General features: G+C 31.0%; 14 protein-coding genes. 8 read left to right on the top strand and 6 right to left on the bottom strand.

Going from position 1 to position 14,942, the window contains the following annotated elements; all coding sequences use genetic code 11:
* Positions 1–724 precede the first annotated feature (724 nt).
* The 4 genes from I595_RS01435 to I595_RS01450 all read right to left on the bottom strand — a co-directional run bounded on the left by I595_RS01435 (position 725) and on the right by I595_RS01450 (position 3,980).
* Complete coding sequence (locus I595_RS01435; RefSeq protein WP_054557607.1) at positions 725–1,441, bottom strand: tetratricopeptide repeat protein; 717 nt, start codon at positions 1,439–1,441, stop codon at positions 725–727.
* Positions 1,434–2,246 (bottom strand): tetratricopeptide repeat protein, encoded by an 813-nt coding sequence (locus tag I595_RS01440; protein WP_054557608.1) that lies wholly within the window; start codon positions 2,244–2,246, stop codon positions 1,434–1,436. Before I595_RS01440 ends, I595_RS01435 begins: the two co-directional genes overlap by 8 nt.
* A gap of 1 nt (position 2,247) precedes the next feature.
* Entirely contained in the window at positions 2,248–2,679 is a 432-nt protein-coding gene (locus I595_RS01445; protein WP_157449617.1) for a hypothetical protein, read from the bottom strand.
* 74 nt (positions 2,680–2,753) lie between these two features.
* Positions 2,754–3,980 (bottom strand): aldo/keto reductase, encoded by a 1,227-nt coding sequence (locus I595_RS01450; RefSeq protein WP_083467454.1) that lies wholly within the window; start codon positions 3,978–3,980, stop codon positions 2,754–2,756.
* Between the two features lie 56 nt (positions 3,981–4,036).
* Between I595_RS01450 and I595_RS17275 the strand changes: the two genes are divergently transcribed.
* The 8 genes from I595_RS17275 (at position 4,037) to I595_RS01485 (ending at position 12,064) form a co-directional block, all read left to right on the top strand.
* Entirely contained in the window at positions 4,037–4,210 is a 174-nt protein-coding gene (locus I595_RS17275; protein WP_157449618.1) for a hypothetical protein, read from the top strand.
* A 79-nt stretch (positions 4,211–4,289) separates the two neighbouring features.
* Positions 4,290–6,491 (top strand): peptidase domain-containing ABC transporter, encoded by a 2,202-nt coding sequence (locus I595_RS01455; protein WP_054558004.1) that lies wholly within the window; start codon positions 4,290–4,292, stop codon positions 6,489–6,491.
* Positions 6,492–7,781, top strand: coding sequence for an HlyD family secretion protein (locus I595_RS01460; RefSeq protein WP_054557611.1), 1,290 nt, complete (start codon positions 6,492–6,494; stop codon positions 7,779–7,781). It begins immediately after the preceding gene.
* A gap of 3 nt (positions 7,782–7,784) precedes the next feature.
* Positions 7,785–8,930, top strand: a complete 1,146-nt coding sequence (locus I595_RS01465) for a hypothetical protein (RefSeq protein WP_054557612.1) — start codon at positions 7,785–7,787, stop codon at positions 8,928–8,930.
* Positions 8,931–8,977: 47 nt separating this feature from the next.
* On the top strand, positions 8,978–9,169 hold the full coding sequence (locus I595_RS01470) for a hypothetical protein (protein ID WP_054557613.1): 192 nt from the start codon (positions 8,978–8,980) through the stop codon (positions 9,167–9,169).
* Positions 9,170–9,244: 75 nt separating this feature from the next.
* Positions 9,245–10,039, top strand: coding sequence for a CPBP family intramembrane glutamic endopeptidase (locus I595_RS17810; protein ID WP_054557614.1), 795 nt, complete (start codon positions 9,245–9,247; stop codon positions 10,037–10,039).
* Positions 10,026–10,733, top strand: coding sequence for a methyltransferase domain-containing protein (locus I595_RS01480; RefSeq protein WP_054557615.1), 708 nt, complete (start codon positions 10,026–10,028; stop codon positions 10,731–10,733). The genes I595_RS17810 and I595_RS01480 overlap by 14 nt, the downstream gene beginning before the upstream one ends.
* An 8-nt stretch (positions 10,734–10,741) precedes the next feature.
* Positions 10,742–12,064, top strand: a complete 1,323-nt coding sequence (locus I595_RS01485; protein WP_054557616.1) for a methyltransferase domain-containing protein — start codon at positions 10,742–10,744, stop codon at positions 12,062–12,064.
* A gap of 1,079 nt (positions 12,065–13,143) precedes the next feature.
* Here I595_RS01485 and I595_RS01490 read toward each other — a convergent pair.
* The gene (locus I595_RS01490) at positions 13,144–13,647 is read right to left on the bottom strand and encodes a hypothetical protein (RefSeq protein WP_054557617.1); all 504 of its coding nucleotides are present in this window, start codon (positions 13,645–13,647) and stop codon (positions 13,144–13,146) included.
* A 12-nt stretch (positions 13,648–13,659) separates the two neighbouring features.
* Positions 13,660–14,856, bottom strand: a complete 1,197-nt coding sequence (locus I595_RS01495; RefSeq protein WP_054557618.1) for an ImmA/IrrE family metallo-endopeptidase — start codon at positions 14,854–14,856, stop codon at positions 13,660–13,662.
* Positions 14,857–14,942 lie beyond the last annotated feature (86 nt).

Genomic DNA, 14,942 nt, shown 5'->3' on the forward strand with positions numbered 1-14,942 from the left:
CCCGTAAATTTTTCACAAACTTCTATTCAGCTTGCCGCAACAGCTTAAAATTTCTCTGCGAGCAAATTTCTAAGCACTTGCTAACCTCTCCTCTTGTTTGAAGCTTTTCTTTAGGTACTTCTAACATTATGTTAAATACGGCATAAATTCTGAAGATTAAGAATCTTTAGAATTTTGAGCGAGCTGTAGCGTTGGCATTTACTAGCACGGTGTTGTTTGAAGTCTCTTTTTTTTTTAGTGATACGGCAAAGTATACTTTGAGCGAGATGATGCAGCTGCGAAATCATCGTAGGAGATTCACGAACTCCTTTTAAAACAAATAAAAATGGTGTGAGCTAAACAAAAAAATGCCAACGCCCCAACCCGCCACCAAAAGTAATCAGCCACTGGCTAATTTCTTTTGTCACGTAGATAATTTTGGAACAGTGCCGAGCGTATAGAAAATATACCCAAAGTACATTTTTAGCGAAGGAGCCAGCTGGCGCGTTAGCCTTGGTCTGTTAGAAACTTTATTGCAAGCTAGGCAGCCGCATCAACTCGCCGAAAAATAAATGCTCCTTGGGTCGCATCTATTTTCTCGCGCCTAAAATTCTTAACGTTCCTCTCCCCTATTGTTTTGCCAAAATTCTCTTTTTTCAATTTTCAACTCAATAATTTGGTCTTTAATATCCGGACCATTTGAAATAATTTAAAAATTGAGATTCAATCATCAATAATATTCCCGTCATTTAGATAGTTGTCTTAGTAAAGTTCTGCAATCTGACTTATATATTTCTTTGAAGACTTCATTATAAGGATTTTTCATTTTCTCCCCCTTATCAATTAATTCTAGTGCCTTCTTTAAACTAAATATTGCTTCTATCCTATGCCCAGTTTTTATATAGAATTTGCCCAAATAGAAATAAGCTTCAGCAAACTGATTATTAATATCAATACATTTCAACAAATCATCGATGACAGATTCATTTTTTAAATTCAAACCTATAATTGCTCTATATAAATAATAAGTCGCCAGTTCGGAATTTTGTTGAATTGCAATATTGATTTTTGACGAAGCAAGTTGCGACTTTCCTATCGAATAATATGAAATAGCCAATAGACAATTAATATTTTGACCCCAAGCGAACATTTTTTTTGGAGAAATGTTTTGTAATTCTTCCAAATCTCTAATACAACCTAAATAGTCCTTAAATTTCATTAATCTTAACCAACCTCTATAACCTAAGTGCATTTTAGGATTGAGCTCAACGGCTTTATTTAGTAACGCAAACCCTTTGGAGTAATCTCCTCGTTTATTATATGGCACCGACTTTTCAAAATAGGAATAAGAAAAGGTATTATCAGATTGAATAGATAAATCAAAACAATATTGAGACTCCTGAGAACCTTGACGTAAAGATCTCCCTAATTTATAAAATTTAAGAGCATCTTTTCTATTCATCTAGTGAACTAATTTCCTTTAGGATATCTGCCAGATAAAGTTCATTAGGAATCTCGTTATAAAAATCCTTTATCTTCCTTCCTTTTTCAAATAGTTGCTTTGATTTTCTAAAAGAAATTAATGAACTGTCAAATTGCTTAAGGTTCTTGAGCACTATACCTTTTTGGTAAAAAGCCTCGGCAGAACTATTGGAAGTGTGATTCAAACAAACATTTAAATTATCTAGTGCATACTCATTGTCACCGAGTTCTTTTAGGGCAATTCCTTTATGTAAAAACAGTTTTGGGTCAATCCATGAGGAATCTGATTCTGTTATAATATTTTTATTAAACTCAATAATAGCTTCTTTGTATTGTCCTAGACCATTATACGAAAGACCCTTTAAGTAATAAATATTCTCCCCCCACGGGGCATCAATAACATTTGGGGTCAAAGCATCTAACCTTTTAAAGTCTAATAGAGCTCCTCTAAAATCTTTTAATTTATAAAGCTTAAGCCATCCTCGATAGCCCAAATGAGCTTCTGGATTAATTTCAACAGCCTTGTTTAGTAAATAAAAACCTTCTGCATATTCTCCTCGCTTATTGAATGCAACAGACTTTTCAAAATATGCATCTGAATATGCGGGGTATTGAAAAATGAGAGTTTTAAAGAGTTGTTGGGAAAGAAATAACCCCTGTTTTTTTTCGGCGAATGAAAAACGCAGCTCTTTAGAGGTAAAAAAAAATAAATACACAAAAATCACAATTGCTAAAACAATAGTGGAAGTCATTACTATTTTGACAACTAAAAAAATTTTTTTCATTTTAAAAAATATCGGTTATATGGCCATTTTCAATCTTAAAGTTAATTTGATAGTAACTATCGACAGGTGTACCGTCATTTAAAACTCCTGGCATCCATTTTTTTAACCCTCTTACTACTTTCTCTAACATTTTAATATCCGATAATGGAAATTCATTTTTTTGTAAATCGGCGTTCACAGATTTAAATCTAAATCTATCTGTTTTGCCCTTGCAGTTTACTAGGAATCGAAATGTCAAATACCCTCCTTTTCCTTCAAATGAAAGATTAATATCCTTTATGTTGTTAAAAATTTCTTCTCGCATAGCTTTGCGCTCTCCGATGTAACTTGTGCCTACCGAATAATATTGAAAAACCCTATTTTCGTCACATACTTCAAAAGTAGGGTCATCGATTTGTGAATCAAAATTAATATCTCCGACATTGTTTTTCATTTGATGATTTACCCATAAAATTAAAACTATCAATATAACAAATATTCCTATAAAAATTATGTTTGAGGTTTTCTTCACAATAGAGGAGATAAATTATCGATATAAATTTTCTTTCGCATTCCCACTAGCACATGATTAATGCCTTGATTTAAATAATTCTCGCAGGAAATTAATGAAATATTCCTTTTATCATTTTGATCAATTTCTCCCTTTAGCTTTAATGAATCCATCAAACCTTTACTTCTTTCAGAAATTGATTTTTTAGAATATAGCTGCCAATAATTTAATAACTCACTCATTATTTTTTGAACGTCATTACTATTAAATTGAAGTTGATTAACGAATGGTCTTAGATAAGTGTTAAAAGCCTTATTCACAGCTTCTGGGTTTGCTATGCCTTTTCTATTTTCAACAAAAAATTTTATTGGAGCAAAATCTTTAGCTTTGGAACTCTCGCCATATTTAAGAAGTTGTTCGTCTATTCTACTAAGAAAATCATCAAATAAAACTTCTTCTTTCCTAAAGTCAATTTTTGAATATTCATCCATATAATCTGCTAAACGTAAAACCTTCCCTTGATAAGTTGTATTTAAAGGTCTATTGCTAAATGTTATTAGATTATTTTTTTTGCAAAAATCAATTAAAGAAGTACCCATATCTTTTTTTCTTGAGGCACTAGTTTCAACTAAATTGTAAGGGAATTGTAGTAATCTGAAATTTGGCAAATAATTACTTTTGTTTACTATTTTTTCTATATCAATATTACCTTTAGGTATTTCATTTGAACTGATGCCGTAATAACCTATCAAACCATCATCAACCATTTTTTCTAAAAAGGAGCAGGCTTCCAATAAATGGTCATATATAAATTTCTGATTTTGATTTTCAACATCAAAATAATGTTCGGGATTATGAATAAGAAAGCCATCAATATAGCTAGTATTTAATCTTTTAAGTGAAGCTGTCAATTGAGCCCTCAAAAACTTTGGCTCAATACTGTATAGAAAATTGTCCCGGACTTTAATTGTCCATGGAGTATTTAGTATTTTTGAAAACTCAGTAATATCAGCCCCATTTATATAACCCGCTTTGGTAATAATGAATACATTTTGTCTAGTGTTACTATCTAAAACTTTTCCAATGAGCCTTTCAGAATCTCCAAATTGATAGTTAGATGCTGTATCAATTAAATTGACTCCCTTCTCAATGGCATAATTCAATGAACTAAAATGACTTGGGTCATTTTCTGACATTCTATAAGTTCCGATACCAAGTTTCGATAAATTTCTTACATCAATCATATAAGTTTTTATATATTGGTGTGGTAATTTAATATTAACTAATAAATATACGAAAGATGAAGAGATTAAATTTAGATGCTTTTAAAGCACAATTAAGCAAAAATCAGACAAATGAGCTAGAAGGTCTAACAGGTGGTATTATGGGCGCTTGTCACTGCTGTGTTGACGGTCATCACAGACCAGGTAATTGTGATGCGAATACAAGCGGTAAAGAAGCCGTTAGGTCGTAGGTATAGTTAAAACTTTAATTTTAAATAAAAGCATTATAATTAATGCTTTTTTTAATGCCTTTACTGTTTGTTTAAAAAAATCGAAAAATTCCCTTTCTACAAACAATACGATCGTACAGATTGCGGTCCAACTTGTTTAAGAATGATTGCTAAATATTACGGCAAAACTTACTCTGCTGAATATTTAAGAACTGTTTGCCATTTAACCCATGAAGGGGTTTCAGTAGCTGGAATAACAGAAGGGGCTGAGGTCATAGGTCTTAAAACCTTACCTGTTAATGTTACTTGGGAAGCTCTTGAAGAACAAGTTCCATTACCATGTATTGCTCACTGGAGACAACGTCATTTTCTAATTGTTTATAAAGTAGGAAATGAAAAGGTTTACGTCGCTGATCCAGATTATGGTCTAATAACGTATTCTAAAGAGGATTTTTTAGAAGGATGGCAAAATACAAAATACCTCAATAATTCTAATGAAGGGTTATTGGTTTTACTTGAACCTACCCCTAAATTTCATGACGCTGAGCCTATAACCCAAAAGAACAAAGGGTTCAAAACTTTAGTCCCCTACCTAAGACCATATCGAAAATACATTGTTCAGCTTTTCATAGGATTATTGGTGGGAAGTATAATCCAATTGATTTTGCCTTTTTTGACCCAATCCGTTGTAGATAAAGGCATCAATTATAGAGACCTTAATTTCATACACATTATATTAATCGCTCAACTAACTCTTTTCTTATCTCAAGCTGGAGTCAGCATTATAAGAAGTTGGCTATTGTTAATCGTAGGGGCAAGAATAAATATTTCACTTGCTTCAGATTTTTTAATAAAAATGATGAAGCTGCCAATTCATTTTTTCGATTCGAAAATTACCGGCGATGTACTTCAAAGAATGCAAGATTCTAGTCGAATTGAGACATTTCTTACTTCATCACCTAACACACTTTTCTCAGTTTTCAATATGATAATATTTCTCGGAATATTATTATACTATAACTACATTATATTCTTAATTTTTTTAGCGGGGGCTACGTTATATATCTTATGGATATTAGTTTTCATGAAAAAAAGAGAACAATTAGAATATAAACGATTTGACCAGGCATCCGGCAACTCAAGTAGTTTGATTCAAATAGTTAATGGCATTCAGGAAATTAAAATAAATAATTCTGAAAAAAGAAGAAGATGGGATTGGGAAGAAATAAGAATTCGATTATATAAAATTTCATTAGAAGGCCTAAAGCTTTCTCAATTACAGGGTATAGGTGCTAGTTCAATTAATGAGCTTAAAAATATATTCATTTCATATGTAGCAGCATTATCTGTGATTAATGGCGAAATGACGTTAGGAATGATGTTGGCCGTACAATATATCATTGGTCAACTAAATGCTCCGCTCGTAAGCTTAGTTAGTTTTTTCGCACAAGCACAAGACGCCAAAATAAGTCTTGAGAGAATGAATGAGGTTCACTTAGAAAAAAATGAAGATGAAGAGGATTTCTATCAAGAAGAATTCAATGCCAAACAGAATATTATTTTTAAAGATGTTTCATTTCGATATGGAGGCCAAAAATCGCCATTGGTTTTAAAGAAAATAAATTTAACCATACCTCATAATGGCGTTACAGCTATAGTTGGAGAAAGTGGAAGTGGTAAAACCACTCTGTTACGATTATTACTTAAGCTTTATAATCCAACTGAAGGTAAAATAATGTTAGGTAATTCTAATTTGAATAATATTTCATCTTCAAAATGGCGAGATTTATGTGGAGTAGTAATGCAAGATGGATATATTTTTACTGATACTATAGCTCGAAACATAACAGAATCTACATCGGAAGGAATTATAGATAAGACCAAACTTATTAAGTCCGTTCAGATAGCGAATATTGAGGATATGATTGAAAGATTACCAGCGGGTTACAATACAAGAATTGGGCCACCAGGATCCAGCGGGGCTAACTTAAGTGGGGGTCAACGGCAGCGAGTTTTAATAGCAAGAGCGGTATACAAATCCCCAGAATTTCTGTTTTTCGATGAAGCCACCAGTGCCTTAGATTCGAATAATGAAAAAAAAATAATGGGTAATCTGGATGATTATATGAAAGAGAGAACTGCAATAGTAATTGCACATAGGCTTAGTACTGTTAAAAATGCTGATCAAATTGTTGTAATAGATAATGGAGAAATTGTAGAGATTGGAAAACACAATGATTTAATTGAGAAACAGGGCTTTTATTTTCGATTAGTAAAAAATCAGTTAGAACTCGGTAAGTAGATGAAAAAAATAGATTTTTTAGATGAGCGAAGCGATTTCGTAAAAGAAGTTTTGGAAAGTCCCCCAAATACGATAATAAGCTGGGGAAACACTTTTTTTTTAATTTTTATTTTACTAATTCTTTTGCTCAGTTGGTTTATCAAGTATCCAGATATTGTTATATCTGAAGTTGTTATTACAACAGACAACCCACCTATTTATTTAGCAACAAAGACGGAAGGCAAGATTGACTCTATATTCAAATCCAACAAAGAGTATGCAAAAAAAAATGAATGGCTAGCTGTAATAGGAAGCAATGCAAATATTAAGCATATTAAAACGTTGGATAGTATTATAAAAGAGATTAAGGCAATTAATTATGATTTAGAAGAAATGCATGATATTGATTTGCCTATTTTAGATGTAGGAGAAATGCAATCAAACTACAATAGCTTAGTAAAAGCGGTCTTGAAATTTAAGCACCATGAAAATGACGGAAATTTTAATACACAATCACAATTAAACGAGTTAAGGATTAGTCAATACAACAGTCTTATTAATGGAGCTATAAGAGACAAACAAATATCAGAAAAAGAATTAGAGGTTGCTAAAACAGATTTGAATAGAAATAAAAGATTGCTTGATAAAGGTGTAATTGCGCAATTAGAATATGAGTCCAAAGAACTAAGGTATTTACAAGCTATAAAAACAGTTGAAAGTAATACATCTAGGATAATTCAAATACGCGCTCAAAAAGCTTCTCTTTTGAGCCAAGGAAGCAATATGAAACATAGTGAAGGTGAAAGTCATTTAAATTCAGAACTTGATATTTTAGAAGCTATAAAACTAACTGAATTATCTTACGCAGAATGGATTAAAAAACATGCACTAGTTAGCACAGTATCTGGAGAAGTTAACTTTTTAAATTATTTCACAAATAACCAGTATGTTGGACCTTCAGAGAAATTAATTTCAATTATTCCAAAATACAACGAGCAAGATTATTTTGGAATCGCCAAAATGCCAATTATAAACTCAGGTAAAGTTAAACTAGGGCAAACAGCTAACATTAAATTATTAGGATTCCCTGAAAATGAATATGGTATGTTATTAGGTGAAATAACTAATATTTCTGATGTACCCAATGAAGACTTTTATTTAGTTAAAATAAATCTTAATAAAGGTCTAAATACAACATTTAATAAAGAACTAACATTTAAGCAAAATATAAAAGGTAATGCAGAAATCATTACAGAAGATTTACGTTTAATTGAACGTTTTGTATATACGTTAACAAAAGCCTTTAATTAAAAAATGGATTTTTTTACTCAATACCACGACCACCACTTAAAACTTATCGATACATTAAAAACGGTTTTGTATCAAAAAGATAATTCTATTTTTGATAAACTAGACTTTTATGATGATGTGATTTTTTCCGAACCTTTGCTATTTGCTTGTATAAACAATAAATACGAGGAATGGATTGATATCTTAATTTTTAGCCTCACTAAAAATAAGTCTGAAACTTATACTCAGAATATTAATAATAAACTCATTTATTTACCAACCATAGGGTATCTTAAGCTTAAGAGGGAATACTCAAAAATAATACAAATTATGTATGCTAATAATAGCATTCAATTAATGGGTGATGATAATGAGCTTCTTGAATATGAATTACAGCCATTGATTAAAAATAAAGATGGTATTGAATTTTTACAATGTAATCACCCTCTTTTAGAACCTTTGTTTGTTAATGAACAAGGAAAAATTACAGAAGTTATAATAAATGAAAAACTATATCTTAAACATATTGAGCATTTTAATAATGCATTAGAAATTATCAGCCAAGTATATCCTGAATATTATGACCTTGTTAAACTATATATTAAAAAAGTTGTTTTCTATCAAGGAGAAGCTAATTCATTTGCAACGATACAAGCACATGGTATTGCTTTCTTCAACGTTAAAGATGATTATAACGAAATTTTCTTTTTAGATAACATAGTGCATCAATGTGCTCATGTATTTTTTAATGCTTTAACATTAGATAAAAAAGACTTATTCACATTACCTTATAACTCAGACTTATCTTTATTTACAGATGAAGAAAATGATAAAGGGTTCGTGCTTTATGATCGTTTTCACGGTTTGTTTACACAAACGAATATTAACATTTGCCTTGAAAGATGTATCCAAAAAGAGATTTTTTGGAAAGATAAAAATTATGAATTATTAGGTCGCTTTACAAGTAATATGAATCGCTTTAAGTCTGCAATAATTAAGTTTGATAGGCCAAATAAATACAAAAAACAAGGTTTGATTTTTTTCAATTTTTTTAAATCTGTTTACACGAAAATTTATAAAAGTAATTTTGAAGTGTTAAATTTATATGATGTATCTAATCAACCCTACGTGTTTGATTATAAAATTTTTAAAAAAACTAATTCGTTATAAAAAAATTCTTATTTTTAGGATAAATCATAATAATTAAAATTTTTACTATGAGTAGATTAAATTTAGAAGCTTTCAAAGAAAAAGCAAACGTAAACCAAGAATTAGAATCATTAACGGGGGGTATTTTAGGAGCTTGTCATTGTACATGGACACCAACAGCTGCGACTCGTCCTGGTTTGGCTTCTTCTATTTCAGATTACATTCATTATGCAATGTGCGATGAACATGATATGCAATAAGACGTTTATATTAAGGATTAAAGGATGTTCCACTTTTGAAGCATCCTTTTTTTATGATTTTTTACTAAAAAGTTAATGAAGCAAAATATTTTCCCCAACAATATAATTCAGGCTCTTTTCTATACAGTATTATGCTTTTTAGTTATAACTGTATTAATTTTGGTTCTTGGACAGTTTTTTTTGAATCAAAATTATGTAATACTATTCTCAGAATTGATTGGATTTCCAATTGTTTTGTTTTTTTCATGGTATTTTTTGGGTTACCAAGTTGGTGATGTCTTCGGAGAAACAAAGCTATTCCCGAGACTTGTTATACCAATTATATTATTGACAATAAGCATTTACTTGCTACAAGCAATACCGACATATTTCCTGCTAGCAGGTCCCGAGAATTATTCTATTCAAATTTTAAGTTTTCACTATGACTGGTCTGTGCTAATTTCAATTTTTTTCACAGCTTCAATTTTTGAAGAACTTGTTTATAGAGATTTTTTATTTCGCAGACTTCTTTCAACCAAATCATTTTGGTTTTCGGCTATACTATCAAGTTTTCTTTTTTCGTTATCACATTTAAATTTTGATAATTTCATTAATTTATTCATTTTGGGAATATTCATTTCTTTTGTTTTTTACAAAACAAAAAGCCTTCTTTTATGTTTCATAATACACATAGTATATGGCCTTGGTCCATTATTTTTAAAATTTTACTATGATAAACAACAAATAGACAAAGTTTTGAGTATTTCTTTGATTTATGGTGAAAACTCCAATGTCGTGTTTTTTGTTTTATTATTGATTATGATTTTAGGGGTTATATTTGTTCATAACAGCTTGTATAAAACAAAAAATATAAGTCATGAAAACAGGTGATAAGATTTCAACACTAAATGCTAATTGGTCTTTTTCAGGAGATGTTCCAAAAAATTTTGATAACCATGTTTCAAAGTCAGTTCCTTTGTATGTTGAAGGGCATGACTTAATCTGTAGATTAAGTGATTTTTTTATTTCAGACAAATCTAAATGCTATGAGATAGGAAGTAGTACTGGTGAATTGACAAAAAAAATAGCTCTTCACAATAATCATAAAGAAATAAAAGTTACAGGTATTGAGCCAATACATGAGATGGTTGAGGTTGCAAGTCAAAAGTGTAAAGAAAATTCTAATATTTCGTTTTTAACGGAGGATATTCTTAATGTAGAATTGGAAAAATCAGATTTAATCGTGTCTTATTATACAATACAGTTCATTAAACCAAGGGTTAGACAATTGGTTTTTAATAAAATCTATGAATCTCTCAATTGGGGTGGTGCATTTATTTTATTTGAAAAAGTAAGAGCATGTGATGCACGTTTCCAAGATATTATGACTGCTTTATACACTGATTATAAATTAGAACAAGGGTATAACGAAAAAGAAATTCTATCTAAAACTAGAAGTCTTAAAGGAGTACTAGAACCTTTTTCAACACAAGGTAATTTAGACTTACTAAAAAGAGCAGGTTTTGTTGATATAACATCCGTTATGAAGTACGTGTCTTTTGAAGGTTTTTTAGCGATTAAATAAAGTCAAAAATGTTTACGAAAAAACCTATCATCCATAATGAGGTTCAAATTTTAATTGATGAGAGTGAATTAGAATCTTATTATGCAGAGTCATATTTCTTGTACAAAAGCCACTTAAAGTACTTAATTAGAAAACTTAATACTTTTAAATTAGGTCTCGCTCAAGGTAAGAGAGAAAAATATTTTCAACTTCTTACTGATTCTTATATTCGAAACATCCATAACGTTAATAATATTGTATCAGTTCTTGAACCTAAAGTTACCTTAGAAGCTTATGAAAATCTTCAAATAAATACTACTGACAATACGCAAACAACACTTAAAGATTTTATTTACCTGAGAAGAGATTGGTGTTTCAAAAGTGAACCTGAGCAACAATTAAAAACAACCATTGATTCACTAAAAATAGAATTATCAAAGATAGAATTTGAAACAGGGAATGCCTTATTTATTGGATGCGGAGTTGGAAGAATAGCTTTTGAATTTACTGATATTTATAGTAAAGTTTATGCCACTGACAAGTCTTTTTCAATGATTTGGCACCTTCAAAAACTCTTGAACGGTAAGACTATTGATTTTTATAGCCCGCACGAAAAAAACGTAAAAACATTACAAAATGTAGCACCCCGATATTCGGCTAAAATTCCAAAGGATAAGCTAAATAATATACTTGATAAGTTTGAAGTATTTGTTTCAGATGTACTTGATCTTCCTTTCAAGGATAATTCACTCAATTCTGTTTTTTCGATTTACTTTACAGATGTTATTGCATTAAAACTTTGGTTTAATCAAATTAATCAAAAACTTAAAAACAAAGGCTTGTTTGTTCATTTTGGTCCGCTCGACTACTTTTTTTCTAACGAACAAGAAATGTATACCGCTGAAGAATTTAAACAATTCTTTGAAAATAACGGGTACAAGACTTTAATAGATAAAACTATTGAAACTACTCATTTGGAAGATAGTAATTCAATATCCTACAAAGTATACAGAAATTGGTTTTTTGTTGCTCAAAAGAATATTAGTTCAAACTCAACTACATTCGAGATTTTTGATGAGACTATTCTAAAGCTTAGAACTCCGGTTTCATACAAGAGAGAGGGAATTTTAGATGATGGTGAAAAGGAATTAGAGGCTACCTTAAATCTTCCCAATGGCACTTTTACCGGGGCTGATGCTGTTATTCAAATATTGAAGTTATTAGATGGAAAAACACCTTATATTGAAGTTCTATCTAAGCTACAAAGCAATGGATTTGATGTTAATGATACAAAGGGTATACATGATTTGCTTTTAGATCTTCTAAAACAAAATGTTTTAAAAATTTGCTAGTATTAAAAGTCCAGTAGGATTAAAACTATCGTTTTAACAACATTCCACACACATTATACTCCCCTCCTATCGTCGGCTCGTATAATAAGTGTTCCATTACCTTTTTAGAAAATACTTTTTAGAAGAAAAATTCAAAGAAAATTTAGTACCAAATACTTTGCTTTACCAAAGCAAAGTGTCATAACGCAAGACATTATGATACAGTTTGGTCTGTTTTGTAAAACGACGGATGCTTGCATTTTACATAATTGCAGATATGACCTTCGCGTCAGCGAATCATATCGTCAGCCATTATGTAAAAGCCGTTTTACTGGAATGTCACTTAACGGCCGTAAGTCATAATTATTCACGATGCTTGCTTATTTTTCTCAAAGGAGTTCGTCGACCCTTAGGACTATAACGTTAGAAATTATGTAAAAGCCAATTTGCGGACTAGCATCAGCATAAATTCAATTAGGCAGCCGCAACGTCTCGCCGCCAACTAAAATCATCCACTGGATAATTGTAGTTGTCACGAATTTAAAAGCTAGCCTTTTAGATTCGTGTAAAATTCTCGTATTCGAGGAAATGTGTGCAAGATTTTTTTCTACACCTTCTCGTCAGCTTGCCGAAACAGCTAACGGCAGTATTTTGGAAGGTCTAGTAGTCCTTCCAAAATATGAGCGAGATGATGCGCGGACAAATCGAGATAACTTCTTAGCCCTTGCTAACCTCCCGTCTTGTTTGAAGTTTTTCTTTATTTACTTCTAACATTATGTCAAATAGGATTTCAGCATCGCAACCGATAAGGTTTTTATTTATCTTTTTTTCTTGATAAAAAAAGAAACAAAAAAATCAAGGCTTACAGATAATTTTAGAAACAATGTACGGCTCAGTCGCTATATTCTAGAAAGCATTCTGACTATTAAGACCGATTTGAACTCTTTGAAACATTGTACTGGTAAACAAGCGGTATTACCAGCCCTCTAGAATATGGCCGCTCCCTTCGCCTATTGTTTGGCTAAAATTCTCTTAGGCCGACTTGCCATCACATCATCTGGGTTGAAACTAAAGACTCTACTTTAAGCAATAATTAGTAACTATTCATGACTTGGTTTACCGTATCCTAATTGGATATTCAAATCTCGAATCGTGGAGTATAAATCTACCATAGAACCCTTTTTAATAATCCAAGTAGTGATTAGTTCTAGAATTTTCTCGGCATCTTCAATATGCCCCATTCTACTGTCTGCACCTCGAATCCCTTTTTCATCGATTCTATGACCTCTCGTCAAATAAGTGTTTTTTTCCTCGTAGATATAATCTCTCGCCTTTTTATAGTCTTTACCTTCTGGCAGATGCTTTAAAAGTAACTTGCTAATACCTTTGTAGTAGATATCGTATTTTCTTTCTGGGTCGTCAATATCGCCTAAAGCAAATTGTTTTAATTCATCTTCTGTTTGTAAAACACCTTCAGTATCTATTGTTAACTGCTCTCCTACTACTTCATCTGCTTTAGAAATAAGCATCATTCTTTCCAATTCATCCTTCTCCGAAAGCTTTTTGGATTCTTCCTTTTTGTTTTTTTTCTTCTTATCGCTCATAAAGCTTTACTATTAAATATTGAATATTTCTTTTTTTAACCTTTCTGTTGTTTCCTTAACGGATTCACTTTCCCAAATGCTCACGTTAAGATTATTAATAGCTAGACCGCTATCCGGGATATATTTATTGAATTTCACCCATTTATCACTATCGTACATATGAAAATTGTAGATTATGCTAGGATGAACTTGAGATTTATCTGCATATTCACGAACGAGAACTGACTCGTTAATAAAAGGTTTTATGTATTTAGATCTTTTTTTATTAAATAAATACTCGCGAGCAAAATCATTTGCTTTCTCTTCCTTTAACCATAAATCTGGCTCTCCTGTTAAATGATATTTTACCTGTTGAATTTCATCGAAGTCATACAAAACATGATGTAATTCGTGCATTAACGAAAACCAAAGTGTTGGGTAACGTTTATGTAAATCATTTATGACAATACATGGTTTGCCATCCACGACAAAAGTCGCACCACGAACAGATATGTTAGGTAAGGATTCTTGATAGATAACCGTAATGCCAATTGAAAACAACGCTTTTACTACAGTCAATAATCCTTTTTCTATATTTTTTGTATAGGGTCGGATTTTTGGAATTAAATCTATTAACTGTTCCCTATTGTATGGATTTGGATTTTCTATAAGTTTAAACTGAGAAAGTGCAGATTGCACCCAAAATTCTCTCATTAAATCACTAGAACTTCTTTTTGTCCTACTAAAAGCCGGAGTTACGGTTTCTTGTGCAAAATCATAAATGGAGTTTAGTCCAAAGAACGTTACTATCCTTTTTTCTATAGCTTCATAATCTGTTTTGGAAGAAATGAATTTCTTTTTATGTAATTGAGGTAAATCAAAATTTTGAACAATAAAATTGTTCTTTTTAGCTTTTTCTATATCGCCGATTTGTTCACTTGGTAATTCTTGCAAATACACTTTGACAAAGCCATCAACAGGCAAATTTAAAAATTGTGCCAGTTTGATAATAGTGATAATGTCAACCCGTTTTGCTTCTTTATTTAGAATACTGTTCAAACTCTTCTTTTCGATACCAAGCATTGCTTCTGCCCTACTTTGTGTTATTCCAAGTTCTTCAATTCTTCTTTCAAATAGAACACTAAAAGGATCTTCACTAATATCATCTGTGATATGCAAAGGTTCGATTAACCTATTAAAAGCTTTAATGAAATCTGAATCTTCATTCATATTTTAGGTAAAATTACTTATTAAAAAATCCCTAATAATAAGCTAAAATAGAAAAGTTAGGTAAATTTACCTAACTTTTTAAAAAA

The organism is Croceitalea dokdonensis DOKDO 023, assembly GCF_001306415.1.
GTDB lineage: Bacteria > Bacteroidota > Bacteroidia > Flavobacteriales > Flavobacteriaceae > Croceitalea > Croceitalea dokdonensis.